This window comes from Saprospira sp. CCB-QB6 (assembly GCF_028464065.1).
Classification (GTDB): domain Bacteria; phylum Bacteroidota; class Bacteroidia; order Chitinophagales; family Saprospiraceae; genus Saprospira.
Genome location: NZ_CP116808.1, coordinates 513637 through 529819 on the forward strand (window position 1 = coordinate 513637; position 16183 = coordinate 529819).

The window sequence follows — 16183 nt, forward strand, 5'->3', positions numbered from 1 at the left end:
TTCATGCAACTAGATTTACGATTAGTAGACTTTAAGGAAGAAGCGGACTTACATGCTCAGTTGGCTTCTTTTTTTGGTTTTCCTGCATTTTATGGGGCCAATATTCACGCTTTAATTGATTGTTGGTCCTCTTTGCGCTATGAAGAAGACGGCATGAGCAACATCCATTTGGGCTTGGAAGAGCAGCTTATTTTGCAGCTTTCGGCCTATGATTCGCCTAAAGGGAAGCGCTGGCTCTTTTTGTTATTAGATGCTGTGGCGGCGGTCAATGAGCGGGCCAAGGAAGAGGGGCAAGCTCCGTTGATTTATCTTTTGTTTTAAGGTCATTTTGCAAGGCCCAAAGCGCAGGGCTTCCATTTGGCCTAGGGGCCTGCAAGGGTGCCGCGTAGCGGCAGACCCAGCCGCTGAAAGCGGCGCAGGGCCGAGCAGACCTGCGAGCCCTGAAAGGGCCCGGCCGCCGAAGGCGGCAGGCCCCAAAATAAAAACAGCCTACAAAATCAATTGCAGGCTGTTTTCCTATTTCAGTAGAGATGGAATTAAATATCCATCCAAAGTTCGCCAGTTTTGATGACGTGGATCACCCAAACGAGGACCACAGAAATCACGAGACCGAGGGCGGCCTTACCGATATCGCGGAAAACCATGCGGTGCATATTGCCATCTGCGCGGCCTTCTACAGCGATGCGGATACCGTATTCGCGGCCAGCCAGCAAGCCCAAAAACACCCAAGTTGTACTCATAGGAACGCGGTTAAGCTCTTTGAAAAAGTAGAGGACCACGCCATAAATACAGTCTACAAAAGTAGCTGAGCGGATGTCGCTGGTATTGGTTTTAGACTTAATAATGCCTTGGATTGCGCCTCCTTGTTTTTTGAAGATATAGCCCAAAAGTAGCAAGAGCCAGCCGAGGCTAAGCGTCATTTCTAGGGGACTAATTTGGCGGGGGAGGTAGACATAGATATTGGCAAAATCTTGAATTAGCCATTGGGTCCAGAGAAAACCTGTAGAGCCCCATTGTAGGACTGTCCAAAACAGCTGACCTTTTTTGCTAATTTCGGGATTGCGCAAGAAATAGCGTTCTGTAAATCGAGAAACGAGCAAATAAAAGACGAGTCCAGTGCCAAAGGCTACGCCGTAGCCAATCAGCGACTTAATGATCATGGGCGTGAGCCCTTTGGGGAGAAAAAAAGTGAGGATGAGGAAAGAAGTACTCACGGGGATTCCTAGTCGGGTAACGACTAAAAGGACTAGCGGTGGAAGGATATACCACCAGCTCATATCTTGGATAAAGGGGTATTTGGGGTTGTCTAAGCTAAATTTGTCGGGGTCTCCGATTAGGCGGCCGTAAGAAACGTCTCCGCCATGGGTATACCAGCCGTAAAGAAGGGTGACCGTAAGAATACCGCCAGCGAATAGCCAAAGGACCCACCAGGGGCGCTTTTCATTAGAGCTGATAAAGGTTCCAAGGGTTTGGATAACATCGTTGCCGATGACCGAATAGGCCGCGAGGGCAAAGCCGAGATAGATGTATATTTCTGGCATTTCGTGATATAGATTAGTGCATCAAAAAGTCTTTGGCTTTAGGAGGCTCAAAATGCAATAATAATTTATCGGCTAAGGGAATAAAGGCATTAAGTAATTGTTAATTTGATTAGCCTAAAAAAAAACTTAGCCACCTACTTAAGGTAGCTAAGTTTTTTTCTTTGTTATGTGACTTTGGTCCTAATAATCTACGCTAATCAGCGGGCGTCTTTCTAGGCCAAGTTTGTCTATAGTTGCTTGAGAGAGTTCGCCTTCTTCGGGATTGATGCCATAGTCTTTTTGGAATTGGCGGAGGAAAAGGCGGGTAGCTTCGTCATAGTCGCCTGTTTTAGAAATTTTGTAGCCTAATTTGCGCAAAGCCTCTTGAATTTCGTAGGCGGTGGGGGCATTAAATACGCCAAAGGGGCAGACAACTTCTGCCCAACTTTGCCATTGGCCTGGGGGCAAATAGCGCAATTTTTCTCCTGCTTTGAGACTGGGTCTACCTGAGGATTCTGGAATAATTTCAATTCGGCTTTTTTGTTTTAGGGTTTGTCTTTTGACTACTTCATAGACTGCGGGGATCACATGATCCGTACGGCTGGTGTCCAAAATATCTTTAAAGGGATAAAAGCGCGTATTGACAACTTTATATTCTGGGGCTAATTTGACCAAACAAGCGGCTACCTTATGTTTAGGTTCTTCATCTTGGCGGCAGATTTCAGAAACATCTGCGGGCCGCCATTCTGAGACGGGATCTCTGAGCGTTAAAATTTCGGTACTCATGAAATAATTCGTCGTATCAAAATTTCCATTTAGGGCTGGAGAGACGAGAATACTATCTTCGGTTACTTCATATTCGGCGGGGACAAACTTAAGGTAATAGCCCTCAGCCAGATCATAGCTTTCTTCACTATTTGCATTGGCTAAGCCAATGAAGTAGGTTTTTCCCAATTCAGCCTGTTTTCTTAGACTCTCAAATATATCTTGAGTCTGAGCATTTATGCCCAAGCTAAGCAAAAAGCTAGTCAGAAAAAAGATAAAAGTATGTAGATATAATTGCCCCATAAGCCTGTTAGATTAAACGTGTAGTGTTGGTCGAGAAGTTGAAAGTCTATTGGTGAGAACATTTTCTAAGGGGGAAAGGGGATTGGGGAATATCTTGTTCTTACGACAAAAAAAATCAATTTCTAGCGAAATGAGTCTATTAAACTCATTAAATTCATCGTATAAATATAATCAAACTGGCATTTTATCGGTTCATTTTGAGTAGATAAATTCCAGTAACTAGTTGATTTTTTCGAGAAAGCTTATCCAATGTTTGCGTTCTTTGCCCGTTTTGGCCTGCCTTAAAAGACGAGCGGCTAACTGTCGACAAGGCAAAATGACTTGCTGCTTGGAGGCCCCGTACAACTGTGCCTTTAAGAAGCCCTCTAAGGCCTCTTCTAGCCTTTCTAGGTCCATGTATGTTTGTGCTAAAAGCAAAGCCACTTCTTTTTTTGCTCTCGTAACAAGCATTTTTTCCAGTATCGAAACCTTTTCTAAACTAGCGGGCAAGGCTTTAATTTCTGACAAAGATAAGGCTTGCCTTCGCTTTTCTTTGAACAACCGTTGAAAATTTTCTGTTAGCTTTTCTTTTCCTTTATGTTGACTGCTGCAATAAAAAGCTATATGTTCTGGTTGACTCAAGCGAAATTGTATTTCACTACTCGCCAAAGGCTCCCCTTGCTGCTCCATAAAAAAATAGACGAAATAGAGCAAAGCCGTTTGCTGCTGAAAGGCAACTAAGGCCAAACTTAATGCCGTTACATCAACTTTCTCTGAATCAATCAATAATGTAAACAAAGGGTTAGGCTCTGCCAAATATACAAAAGGCGCCTCGGCTAATCGACTTTGCATTAAAGCACAATCGCCTAAAAACCGCAGCTGCAACAAAGTTGGCTTTTGCCCTTCTTTCAACTCAAATAGATAAAAGCCCGCCGCCCGAATCAAGGCCTCTAAACAGTTTATGTACTGGGCCGAATCAAAATAGTGTGCTGCCTTCTGGGCTGCTGCATAAAACATAAAGAAAGGTTTGCGAATCTAGGACTAAACTGCTTTAAACAGCAATACGCTGCTCCTAAAGATAAAAAACTAAAGCCCCCAAAACCTATAATCTGAATAAAAGCCCCACAAAAAAAGAAATAATGATTAAGTTTGCAGCGCTTTTTTGGGCATTTCCTTAAACAAAACGGTCCTTGGATCGCTTTATAGGTACATTTATTTTCTTGACGACTTGAAGTGACAATTTATGGCTTTAGCCGGAAAAACTGGGGTTCTACTTGTTAACTTGGGCACTCCCGATGCCCCAACTAGAGGAGCAGTTTACCGCTACCTCAAAGAGTTTTTATTAGATGGGCGGGTTATTGACATTAACCCTATTGCCCGAAATATTCTGGTCCGTGGCATTATTGCCCCTTTCCGCTCAGGCGCTTCAGCCAAATTGTATCAAGAACTTTGGACTGAAGAAGGCTCGCCTCTCAAGGTCTTTGGCTATTTTCTCAAGGAGGAGGTCCAAAAACAATTGGGCGAGGACTATATCGTAGAACTTGGGATGCGCTACCAAAATCCATCGATCAAATCGGCCTTAGATCATTTGCTGGCCCAACAAATTAGCCGCTTGGTCGTTCTTCCTCTCTTCCCGCAATATGCCTCGGCTACTACGGGCTCTGTGCATGATGAGGTCATGCGCCTGCTCCGCCAAGAGCAAATTATTCCCGAAATTAGCTTTATCAATTCTTATCACGATCATCCCAAAATGATCGCTGCCTTCGTGGCTCGTGCCCAAGAACACAATATTGAGGAATACGATCATGTTCTTTTCTCTTATCACGGCTTGCCCAAACGCCAACTTGTCAAGGCCGACCGCTGTAATCACTGTATGCAATCCGAAGATTGTTGTCAAACCTTCAGCATCAAGAACCAACATTGCTATAGCGCCCAATGCTATGACACTAGCCGCGCTATTGCCGAGGCCCTAAATTTGCCCAAAGAAAAATATAGCAATTGCTTTCAATCTCGCCTCGGCCGAGACCCTTGGCTAGAACCCTATACCAGCGATTTGCTCAAAGAACGTTACGAGAAAGGCGACCGCAAAATCCTGGTCTTTTGTCCCGCCTTTGTGGCCGATTGCCTAGAAACTACTATCGAAATCTCGGAAGAATATGCCGAAGAGTTTGAAGAGATGGGCGGAGAACATCTCCAACTGGTAGAAGGCCTCAATGACCATCCGCTTTGGGTGGAGGCTGTGGTGGAACTCATCCAAGAAGCTTAAATAAGAAAGGTCTCTAACTGTTGCTGTTAGGGACCTTTTTTTGGGCCTCCGCAGCAAAGCTGCGGCGCTACGTTTCGGGGCTCGCTGATCGCTCGGCCCTTCAGCGCTTCGCGCTTCGGTCTGGCCTTCGGCCACCCCTGCACATCGCTAGGCCGAAGAGAACAGGCCCAAGGGCCTGCGAAAAGGGCGCGCTAGTTTAATTCATGAGGGTTTCACCCCTCATTTATATATAATCGCAAAGCGATACCACAGTTGCTGTGGGTTTTAACCTACAGTAAAAACAGCCACTTTTATGCGGTTCTACAGGCCCGAAGGGCCGCAGGCTGAGGGATAGTAGGCAGTGGCCCAAAGGGCCAGACCAAGACAGCGAAGCTGGCGAAGGGCCGAGCGAGCAGCGAGCTGCCGCATAGCCCGACCCGAGCGAAGCGAGGGGCAGCCCCTACTCCTTAATATCTAAAAGCTCTATTTGATAATTTCCAATTGCAGTGCTGTCTTCTAGCCTTGTTTTAATTTTATAGCCTTTCATATAGGGGTACTGACTATTTAGGGGCATATCCTTAGCGCCAAGGAGCGTTAATGGCCGTTGATCTAACAGCTTTTTATCTTGGTCAAAATAACTAAGTCGGGCTTTTAAAAACTTGATATCCGCTTTAGATGACTGTTGCAGCCTCAGGCTAAGGTGATGAATAATGCCGTTGTCCTCCCTAGTAAAAGAGGAAAAGCGTTCCTCTAATTTTAGCCCATATTTTTGACTTTTTTCCGAATTGATCAACTTTATAGGCTTGGCTACTGCATCCACTATTTCTCCCTCCAAAAGATTCTCTACCTCAAAGGCTAGCTTAGCCACAGGAGGAATTTCCCCCTCTCCTTCATATTTTAGATAGAGGGGCAAATAATCTTGAGGAGTCAAGCCATCTGGTACATCTATCGAAAAAGGATCCATCCAAAGCACATTATCTTGATCGTCTAAATATTTGACCCAAAAAGTAAGCAGCTGAAGCTCACTATCTACTACTTTAAAATAAGCTTTTGACTCAATAACAAAGCTTGTATTAGAGATGAGTAGTTGTCCTTCTTTGGGTTGGCCTGGCTTGTCGATAGTGTCTAATGCGGCGCTCAACTGCTCTATGATAATTAGCTGATCCGATATTTTTTCAGTATTAGTGGCCAAGGCTTGTCCATTAACAGCAGGAGGCATTGCCCTTTCAGCAATTGTTGGCTTTTCTGGGGGAGTTTGTTTTGCTTCAATAACTGGCTTTTGCCCACAAGCGGCCATAAAGGTCATAGCCAAGGAAAACATTATTGTAGTGGAAAGCTTATTTTTTTTCATCTATCTAGTTTTTTATTAAAAAATTTTGAGGGCCCCTACTCCTCAATTTCTAAAAGCTCAATTTGATAATCGGCTATCTTTTCGGCATTTTTTAAAGCCGTCTTGATTTGATAGGCCTTAATATAAGGATAGCGATTACTCAATGGCGAGTCCTCAGGCCCAATCAACAGCAGCTCCTGCTTATCTATAGGCTGGCCGTTCCCATCTAGATATACAATTTTTGCCTTTAGTTTTTTAATTGGCGAGTTAGCCGACTGCTTAAGGCGCAAACTCAAATGATGATAAACAGAGTTGGAAAATTGGTTATAGCTTAATTCACTAGCCATAGCCTCCGCCTTAAAAAAATACTTTTGGTTCAGCTTTTCGGGAAACAGCTTTAGCGATTTTGGAAGCATTGGGCTGAAGCGGTCCTTAATATTGACCAACTCTAGCTCCAACAAGAGCTCTGTTACAGGAGGCGGATCTCCATAAGACTGATGCCGCTCTTGAATGGCCACATAATCGCCCATTTTGGCCCCTTTTGGAATATCAAAAGTTAATGGGCTGCTCCAGAGCTTCTCCCCATTTTGGTCCAAATAATGCACCCAAGCCACTACACTACCACTGCCCGAACTCAGGAGTTTGAAATAGCCCTTTAGACGATAGGTAAACTCTTTTTCCTCTGCCCGATGGATCGTTTCTAGTTCGGCAGATAAGCCCACAATCTCGCCATCTCCAGCAATCATGTTGCTTTTTTCCCAGCGGGCAGCAATAGATTCACTGGCTTTAACTACTTGAGGAGCTACTAATTCGGGAATTTGATTGATTCGATCATGACTTTGGCCAGGCATAAGTACTAAACCCCCAACAGCTAGTAATGCCATCAGAATGACTAAAGCAATACCATTAGCCTTTTTATTTATGGGCTTTGGTTGAGGAGCTTTGGCCAAATCAAAGTTAGGGGCCGCATTTTGGGCTCTAAAGGGGGCCCTTTCTTCTTCTTTTAACTGCACCAGCAGCTGCATAGCTCTTTGGTCCTCAGGATTGAGCTGTAATTGTCGCTGCGCCCAATCTTTGGCTGCTTTTTGGTCGGTCTTCTTTCCTTTTTCTTGGTAACAGAGCAAATATGCTTGGGCCATGAAGAGGGCCAGGTCTTCGCCCTGCGGCCGAATGAGTCGAGCCTGTTCTAGCTCTTGTAAGGCCTCCAGTCCGAGTTGGTGCTGAATATAGCCTTTGGTCCTACCGATAAAATCTTCGTAGGCGGCTTCTAGTTTGTCCCAATCCGTATAACTCAGACCTAAAGAGAGGGCCAATTCTTTGTATTCCTCTTGGCTAAAGCTTTCTTCCTCAATGCGGTTTTGCATTTGCTTCAGTTGGCTGAGCAAAGATTTTATTTGGGGATCTTGCATAAAAGTTGGAAAAATCAGTAAACAATTTGGTCAAATCGTGATAGACGTCACCTTTTTTAAAAATTGGCTGCAGTACTTTTGTTAACAGACGGAACGCCTCAATATAATTCTTGACCTCTTTTACAGCATTAAAGTACAAATTATTATGAATATCAAGCAATTTATACCCGCCTTAGAGTGGCTCCCCAAATACTCCCAAAATGACCTAAAAGGCGATTTGTCCGCAGGTTTGACGGTGGGGGTTATGTTGATTCCTCAGGGGATGGCCTACTCTATGTTAGCTGGTTTGCCGCCTATTTATGGGCTTTATGCCTCTATTCTTCCTTTAATTATTTATGCTTTCTTTGGGACCTCTAGACAGCTGGCCGTTGGTCCAGTAGCTATGGTTTCTTTGTTGGTGGCTTCTGGTGTTGGGGCCATTACTCAAGATCCCGATGAATTTGTAAAATTGGCTATCATGATGGCCCTAATGGTGGGTATTTTCCAGTTCACCCTTGGGGTTTTGCGCATGGGTTTTCTGGTCAACTTTCTCTCTCATCCAGTGATTAGTGGCTTTACCTCTGCAGCGGCCCTCATTATTGGATTTTCGCAGCTCAAGCATTTGTTAGGAATTAACCTACAGCGCTCGCATCATGTGCATGATATTATTGGGCAAGCTATTGAGCGAGCAGGAGAAACCAATATAAGTACCTTGCTCATTGGTTTGGGGGGAATTGCTATTATTCTGGCCCTCAAAAAGTTGAATAAAAAGGTGGGCATCAATATTCCTGGCCCTTTGGTAGCCGTTGTATTTGGTATTCTTAGTGTTTGGGGAATGGGCCTTGTTGATGCGGGAGTAAAAATTGTGGCCGAGGTGCCTAGTGGTTTGCCTACACCTCAAATTCCTACTTTTAGCCTAGAGAACTTCCAAAAATTATTGCCTATTGCCTTGACCATTTCTTTGGTGGGTTTTATGGAGTCTATTGCCGTAGCCAAAGCCATTCAGGCAAAGCACAAAAACTATAAAGTGATTCCCAATCAAGAGCTTATTGGCCTAGGTTTAGCCAATATTGGTGGATCTTTCTTGCAGGCCTTTCCTACTACGGGGGGATTCTCTCGCACGGCAGTAAATGACCAAGCGGGAGCCAAAACGGGCATGGCGGCTATTCTTTCGGCCTCACTCATTATTTTGACTCTGCTCTTCCTTACGCCTTTATTCTACTATTTGCCCAAAGCCATCTTGGCCTCGGTTATTATGGTGGCAGTATTTGGCTTAATTGATTATCGAGAAGCGATTCATCTTTGGAAAGCTGACCGCCGCGATTTCTGGATGCTTATCCTCACTTTTGCAGCTACCCTTTCGCTAGGGATTGAGCAAGGAATTGGTTTAGGGGTTGTCGTTTCGTTATTTAGCATTATTTACCAAACGACCCGCCCACATTTGGCCATTTTGGCCCGTATTCCAGGCAGTAAGCACTACCGTAATGTGAAGCGTTTTGATAAATTGGAAGAGCGCAGCGACCTGCTCATTCTCCGTTTTGATGCCCAATTATATTTTGCCAACACCACTTTCTTCCGAGAAAGCATTGAGCGCTTGGTAGAAGAAGCGGGAGCAGAACTCAAAGCCATCATCATCAATGCAGAAAGTATCAATGCCATTGACTCTAGTGCCATGCATGCCTTAGAAGATGTAGCCAAAGAGATTCAGGCCAAAGGGACTCATTTCTTTGTGGCGGGGGCCAAGGGTCCCGTTCGAGATGCTCTTTACCGTGGGCATATTATTGAGCATATTGGTACCGAAAACTTCTTTATTGATGTTCAGGCCGCAGTAGATGCCGCTGATGGCAAAGCAGGCCGAGAGCATGAAGAATATGTATTAGAAAATAGTTTGTAAGCCTTTTGGGATTGGACGTATTCGTTCAGTAAGTTTAAGTTAGTCTGCGGCTAGTGGGATTTTCCCGCTAGCCGCTTTTTTGCGCCCTACAGGGGGCGAAGCCCCCACAGGCTGAGGGATAGTAGGCAGTGGCCGAAGGCCAGACCGAAGCGCGAAGCGCTGAAGGGCCGAGCGATCAGCGAGCTGCCGCATAGCCCGACCTGAGCGAAGCGAGGGGCAGCCCCAAATTAAAATCAAAAAGCAACTATTTAGAGTTAAAAAAAGTCTTTGGGATAGAAATGCAACAGGTTAAGTCCCTTTTTTTGGGAAAAACAACAGAAAACAAGCCTAATCCTATGAAACCATTTATCCCCCTTCTAGTCCCTTTTGTTCTTTTATTCTTTAGTCTAAGTTCTTGTAAAAAAGAGGCTAATGAAATTGATGGCGCCCCCCTTCAATTTCCAGAGACAAGCTACAGGCCCTTAGAATATGCCTGTATTTCCATAGCGGGGCAGTCTCTATCCAAAGATCAATATACAGCTGTTATTGACAATGAATATGCTGTAAACATATATAAAGTCGGTGATTTTTTGGTTTTTCAAATTCCAGAATTAGGGGAAGGCCAGCACCAGTGGCGAAGCTATCTCAATGGTATTGATTTTAAGGCTACTTATATTGAGGAGGGACCTATCCATATTTCGGATCACAGTAGATATTTGAATGAATATAAAGCTAGGTTGAGCAGCAAACTAGATGATCTAGAAAATTTACCCGCTAATATCGATAGTGTTTCCTTTCGTCAGGATATTCAACTATTGCGCACATATTTCCAACTAGCCGAACAAGCGCTAGTGAATGGAAGCCTAGCAGAGAAGGAAGAAGCCGCTAGGATGTTAATGGCCAATAGCTGGTGGATGGATGAAATCCATATTTCGCCCTATAATCTGAGTAATTATCAAGCGCCTAGTCTGCATGAAGACTATTTAGAGCAAGCTATTGAAAGCCAATTTAATTACTACAACTCCCGCAAAAATAGCATCCAAAAGCATTTTCCCAAACTAATTGCTTGGGTAAAGGAAGGTTTGGCGGCCCCTGCTTCTAGTGGTCTAAATATTTCTGCTCAGTTTGCTTTAAGCAATGGGTATAGCGATTTTATGAGTTGTACTTGGCTACATAATGATTTCATGCAAACGGCCTTCATTCCTCATCAGCTTTATTTATCGGAAATAGACGCTAGCACAGGTCTTCCCCTTCCAATTAGTACAAGCGTACAAATGCAAAAAGCCCAAACAAAAACGTTCCAGCATAGCCTGAGTTATCGCAGTCCCTACCAACTGGACCAAGAAAGCGAGCTGCCCATCTGTCAAAGCTTAGAACAAGCTAGTAGTAACCTAACACAACTTTTTAGCATTTGGAACGACCTATTTCCGCAAAACTTTAATTGCCCCCCCTTGGCTCTAGAGCAGCAACAAAGCTTTCAGGAAAAAAGACGATTATTTGACAGCGAATACATCCGTACTGTTTTCCCTGGGAACCAAATTTCTAGCTACTTTATAGACCTAACTGATAGTAGCCTGCAACTAGCTATTTATGGGCACTTCAATAATACAGTGACCAATGAACAATTAGAGATACAATATCAATCACCTATTTTAGGCCAAGCGAGCAGTAGCATTTCTATTGAAATAGCCCCTCAATTAGAACAGTTTACCGATCCTCGAGATGGCGAAGTCTATGATGTTATTCAACTAAAAAACATGACTTGGTTTGCCCAAAACCTTCGCTATAATGCAGCTGGCTCTAGCCTTCCCCCAAACAACTCTGGCCCAGAATATGGCCGTTTGTATGATTGGAATACCGCTATGACGGCCTGCCCCCCAGGCTGGCGCCTCCCCTCTGATCTAGAATGGACCGAACTAGAAAAAATACACAGCCCTCGCTTTCGCAGTCAATTAGACTGGCTGGGGCCAGGTTGGCGAAGCGATCATGCCCCTGCTATGCGTTCCCTTAGTTGGGCCCCCACGGCCCCCGCCAACGATTCCTACAACTTTAATGCTCTTCCCCTAAACACAAACGCAACTATTCTATATGCATCCTTCTGGAGCAGTAGCGATAACAACTCCTCAAAAGCATTTACCAGAAACATTAGCAGTAGCTTTTACTATAGCGTTCAACGCGATGAAGTTGATAAATCTCTAGTGGCCTCTTGTCGCTGTCTCCAAGATTAAAAGATGACTTTGGGGCCTCCGCTGCGGCTTCGCCTTGCGGCGCTACGTTTCGGGGCTCGCTGTTCGCTCGGCCCTGCGCCGGCTCTGCCTCCTGGGTCTGGCCTGCGGCCACCGCTGCGCAGCGCTGGGCCATTTTGGCCTGCGGCCAAGGCGGCTCCGCCACCCCAAACTTACTGCTCATTGGACCAAAAAGGGACAAGCGAAATTTCGCTTGTCCCTTTCTCTATGCCCCAAAACCTGGGCTTATCCAAATTAAGTAACTTCCAACTGGTTTTTGAACCCAGCGGGCCCAGCCCCCTTTTTTTTTGCCCCCAACTCCAAGCGCTAAATCATTGGTTTAGCCCAGACTAAGCTATGGCTAACTACTTATCTTCTGTTATGAACTAGTTAAAGCATTAAGTAAAGGAACTTAATCAATTAGTCTACTGAGCTAACTTTTTCCTAGCTCGACCTAGCTTTTCTCTTGCTCTTTTAGGTCTCTGGGCTAAAGGCTTTATGGCCGCTGTAGACTAGCGGACTGAAGCCCTTTTTGGCTTTCGTGAAGATTTTGTTAAAGTTATTGATAACTGAACTTATCCAAAGAACTAAAGAATGACCTTTTTAGCATCGTTAATGATGCTCCAGACATCGTTGACTATAGTTCAGAAGTCGTTAATGACACTTCAAACATCATCGCCTAGGGAAGCCCCTAGGCGCAGAAAAGGGCAGACACAAAATTTCAAACAGTCCCGCTAGCAAGTAGAGCAAGGGCCAACCTCTTAAAGAGGTTGGCCCTTGATTTAGCTCTTTAGTAATAATTCCAGTAACGTTTGTTGGGGTTGTGTAAATACTTAAAGGCTCGATAACGCAGGCCTAGACTTAATTTTAGGCTCAGCCAATCTACTCTTTGCAAAAAGAGTTCATCTAGCTCAAAGAGCGGCGGACTTAGCGGGTTTTGTTGGCTATCTAAGGCGAAGAGTTGGTGGCGGCGGGTACCTTCGCGGCCTGCTCGGCCTCTGAAGTAGGAAAAATCGCTAAAGAGGGTCCATTTTTCATTTAGGCGATATTGGAGGCTAGCGCCTAATTCTAGGGCGCCGCCCACTGCGGGCGAAAAGCTCCAGCTATAGCGATCTAATTGTTCGTTTGCGTTGAGTATTCCTCTTTGGGCGTTCCAGCCCCAAAGGACAAAAGCACCTGCGTTTAGCCGGATTTGAAACTGCAAGCAATGTCCGCCTTGAAAGCTCAACCCAGGCATCAAGTAAAGATTAGACCAGTCTTGCGCTTTTGCCTCAAATAGATTATACTGCTCTTTCCAAGCTGCTGTTTGTTGGCCCAATTGCATATAGCCCAGTTGTAATTGGGGGATCCAGATAGGGTGTTGGCTAGATCGGAATTGGATTCGGCCCTCTACAAAAGCGCCATAGCCTGCCCCACGGGCAAGGTCCGCTCGATCCTCTAGTTGGGCAAAGGAACCAAGCGCCCAAGTAGCCCCACTAGAAAGGGAATATTCGGCCTTAAGTTTTAATCGATAACTTTTAGGGCCAATTTGAAAACGCTTAAATTGAGCAGCTAATGGCCTGCTATACAAGCAAAAAGCGAAGATAAAAAGGCAGAGAATCCACTTAAACATTGGCTTAAATTTGTGTACCAAAAAAATGCGGTAAAAAGCTAGTAAAACAAGGACTTTCAGTAGGGGAAATACCCTTAGATAAGTTATAAAAAATAGCATAAAAATACTATCTTGTGGGCTCTTTAATCCTTGGGGCAAAATCGGTTTAGGAAGGCGGCGGAGCCGCCTTGGCCCAGCGCTGCGCAGCGGTGGCCGCAGGCCAGACCGAGCAGGCGGAGCCTGCGAAGGGCCGAGCGAATAGCGAGCCGCGAAACGTAGCGCCGACGAGCAGAGCGAGGCGGAGGCCCAAAAATAATAAAAGAATTAGTCTCAAAAGAGCGTTTTATATATTATGAATCCAGAACAGAAAATTGTCCCTATTAACATTACAGATGAGATGAAGTCGGCTTATATCGACTATTCTATGTCTGTAATTATTTCGAGAGCCCTGCCAGATGTGCGCGATGGGCTCAAGCCGGTTCATCGCCGTGTATTGTATGGCATGCATGAACTGGGATTGGTCCATAACAAAGCCCATAAGAAATCTGCCCGTATTGTCGGGGAGGTTTTGGGTAAATACCACCCTCATGGTGATAGCTCTGTTTATGACACCATGGTGCGTATGGCTCAAGATTGGTCTTTGCGTTATACCTTGGTTGATGGTCAGGGAAACTTTGGTTCTGTAGATGGCGATAGTCCTGCGGCTATGCGTTATACGGAAGCTCGTTTGGCCAAAATCAGTGCGGAGATGTTGGCGGATATTGAAAAAGAGACCGTTGATTATCAATACAACTTTGATGATAGTTTGCAGGAGCCTACTGTTTTGCCTACTCGCATTCCCAATTTGTTGGTGAATGGAGCCTCTGGTATTGCTGTAGGTATGGCAACTAATATGTTGCCGCATAACCTCACGGAGGTTTGTGAGGGAATCATTGCCTATTTGCACAATAAAGAAATTGATGTAGAAGGCTTGATGCAGTATATCAAAGGGCCAGATTTCCCTACTGGAGGCACTATTTATGGTACACAGGGGGTTCGTCAGGCCTTTGAAACAGGCCGTGGTCGCATCACTTTGCGTGGAAAAGCCGAAATAGAGGAAGTGAATGGCCGCACAGCGATTATTGTTCGTGAAATTCCCTATCAAGTCAATAAGGCCAACCTCATTCAGAAAATTGCCGAGATGGTCAATACCAAAAAGATTGAGGGCATTACGGACATTCGTGATGAGTCGGATCGTAAAGGGATGCGCATTGTAATTATCTTGCGCAAAGATGCCAATGCTCAGGTAGTCTTGAGCAAACTCTATAAATACTCTGCTCTACAAAGCTTTTTTGGGGTCAATAACATCTGCTTAGTGGATGGTCGCCCTCGTTTATTGAGCTTAAAAGAGTTGATTGTGGAATTTGTAAAATTCCGTATGCAAGTCATTGAGCGACGTAGCTTGTTTGACCTCAAAAAGAATGAAGCCAGAGCCCATATCTTGATAGGTCTATTGGCCGCTTTGGATCGTTTAGACGAGATCATTTCGCTTATTAGAGCCTCTAAAAATGGAGAGGAAGCTCGCCAAGCTTTAATGGAATTTGACTTCTCGCCCAAAGGAGATGCTTTAGATAGTTTCTTAAAAGAATTCCCCTTAGAAGGAGGCAAGCTCTCAGAGAAACAAGCTAAGGCCATTTTGGATATGCGTTTGCAGCGCCTTACAGGCTTAGAAAGAGACCGCTTGCAAGAGGAATTCAAAGGCATCATGGCCGAGATTGAGGACCTTAAAGATATTTTGGCTAGAGTAGAGCGTCGAGAAGGCATTATTGAGGAAGAACTACAAGAAGTAGTTGCTCAATATGGAGATGAACGCATGACTGATATTACGCATGCCGCTGGAGAGATTTCTATTGAGGATATGATTAAGAATGAGCAAGTAGTCGTTACTATTTCTCATTTGGGCTATATCAAGCGCACGGTAAGTAGCGAATACCAAACGCAAAGCCGTGGTGGTAGAGGGTCTAAAGCTGCAGCTACCCGTGATAAAGACTTTATGGAGCATTTGTTTGTGTCTAATACACATGACTACCTATTGCTCTTTACCCAAAAGGGACGTTGTCACTGGAAGCGAGTGTATGAGATTCCCGAAGGAAGCAAAAGTACTAAGGGCCGAGCTATTCAAAACTTTGTGGAATTACCCGAAGATGATAAGGTGAAAGCTTATATCGTTCTTGAAGATCTCACAGATGATGAATTCCTAGATAATCACTTCTTGACCTTTGCTACCCGCAAAGGTTTAGTGAAAAAAACGCCTTTGCGCGCTTACTCTCGACCTCGTGCAGCAGGGATCAATGCGATTTCCTTCAAAGAAGGCGATGAGTTGCTAGAAGTCAAATTGACTGATGGTAAATCAGAAATCATGTTGGCGGCCAGCAATGGTAAAGCCATCCGCTTCTCAGAGGAAGATGTGCGCTCTATGGGCCGTAATGCCGCAGGGGTAAAAGGTATGAACCTCGGCAAAGACGAAGAGCTCATTGGTATGATTACCTTTGCAGAAGGCGAAGAGGAGAAAAAGATTGCCAATATCTCTGAAAATGGTTTGGGTAAATGTACGGAGCTAGAAGAGTACCGTCTCCAAAGCCGTGGTGGTAAAGGAATCAAGACCATGCAATTGACTGAGAAAACGGGTAAATTGATTGCCATTAAGGCCGTGACCGATCGCGATGATTTGATGATTATCAACAAATCGGGCTTGACGATTCGCTTTATGGTGGAACAGTTGCCAATCAATGGTCGTTCTACTCAAGGGGTTAAGCTCATCAACCTCAAAAATGGCGATGCCATTGCCGATGTGGCCCTGATTAAGGATGCTGATCGGGAGGAAGATGAAGAGATTCTTGAGGATGGAGAAGCCAGTAGCGACGAAGCCACTGCACCTACTGAAGAATAAGGCTTTTTTAACCTAGAAATTATACAGCGAGTCTC

At 44.8% G+C, this 16183-nt stretch carries 11 protein-coding genes; 5 read left to right on the plus strand and 6 right to left on the minus strand.

Annotation, left to right across the window (positions count from 1 at the left end; genetic code table 11):
- The first annotated feature begins 3 nt into the window (after positions 1-3).
- Positions 4-321 carry a barstar family protein gene (locus PPO43_RS01890; protein WP_272620097.1) on the plus strand — a complete coding sequence of 106 codons (318 nt, stop codon included), beginning with the start codon at positions 4-6 and terminating at the stop codon, positions 319-321.
- A gap of 215 nt (positions 322-536) precedes the next feature.
- On the opposite strand, the gene PPO43_RS01895 is transcribed toward PPO43_RS01890, so the two are convergent.
- The 3 genes from PPO43_RS01895 to PPO43_RS01905 all read right to left on the minus strand — a co-directional run bounded on the left by PPO43_RS01895 (position 537) and on the right by PPO43_RS01905 (position 3584).
- Entirely contained in the window at positions 537-1541 is a 1005-nt protein-coding gene (locus PPO43_RS01895; RefSeq protein WP_272620098.1) for a hypothetical protein, read from the minus strand.
- A 180-nt stretch (positions 1542-1721) separates the two neighbouring features.
- Entirely contained in the window at positions 1722-2588 is an 867-nt protein-coding gene (locus PPO43_RS01900) for a peptidoglycan-binding domain-containing protein (protein WP_272620099.1), read from the minus strand.
- Between the two features lie 219 nt (positions 2589-2807).
- On the minus strand, positions 2808-3584 hold the full coding sequence (locus tag PPO43_RS01905; RefSeq protein WP_272620100.1) for a hypothetical protein: 777 nt from the start codon (positions 3582-3584) through the stop codon (positions 2808-2810).
- Positions 3585-3810: 226 nt separating this feature from the next.
- On the opposite strand from PPO43_RS01905, the gene hemH reads away from it, so the two are divergent.
- Complete coding sequence (gene hemH, locus PPO43_RS01910) at positions 3811-4833, plus strand: ferrochelatase (RefSeq protein WP_272620101.1); 1023 nt, start codon at positions 3811-3813, stop codon at positions 4831-4833.
- 439 nt (positions 4834-5272) lie between these two features.
- On the opposite strand, the gene PPO43_RS01915 is transcribed toward hemH, so the two are convergent.
- Positions 5273-6163: a hypothetical protein gene (locus PPO43_RS01915; protein ID WP_272620102.1), complete on the minus strand. Its 891-nt coding sequence runs from the start codon at positions 6161-6163 to the stop codon at positions 5273-5275.
- 35 nt (positions 6164-6198) lie between these two features.
- Positions 6199-7551, minus strand: coding sequence for a hypothetical protein (locus tag PPO43_RS01920; RefSeq protein ID WP_272620103.1), 1353 nt, complete (start codon positions 7549-7551; stop codon positions 6199-6201).
- Between the two features lie 145 nt (positions 7552-7696).
- Here PPO43_RS01920 and PPO43_RS01925 point away from each other — a divergent pair, with 145 nt between their 5' ends.
- Positions 7697-9424: a SulP family inorganic anion transporter gene (locus PPO43_RS01925; protein WP_272620104.1), complete on the plus strand. Its 1728-nt coding sequence runs from the start codon at positions 7697-7699 to the stop codon at positions 9422-9424.
- Between the two features lie 335 nt (positions 9425-9759).
- Positions 9760-11631, plus strand: coding sequence for an FISUMP domain-containing protein (locus PPO43_RS01930; protein WP_272620105.1), 1872 nt, complete (start codon positions 9760-9762; stop codon positions 11629-11631).
- Positions 11632-12418: 787 nt separating this feature from the next.
- Here PPO43_RS01930 and PPO43_RS01935 read toward each other — a convergent pair.
- Positions 12419-13240 carry an autotransporter protein gene (locus PPO43_RS01935; RefSeq protein WP_272620106.1) on the minus strand — a complete coding sequence of 274 codons (822 nt, stop codon included), beginning with the start codon at positions 13238-13240 and terminating at the stop codon, positions 12419-12421.
- 331 nt (positions 13241-13571) lie between these two features.
- Between PPO43_RS01935 and gyrA the strand changes: the two genes are divergently transcribed.
- Positions 13572-16148, plus strand: a complete 2577-nt coding sequence (gyrA, locus tag PPO43_RS01940; RefSeq protein ID WP_272620107.1) for a DNA gyrase subunit A — start codon at positions 13572-13574, stop codon at positions 16146-16148.
- The last annotated feature ends 35 nt before the right edge of the window (positions 16149-16183 follow it).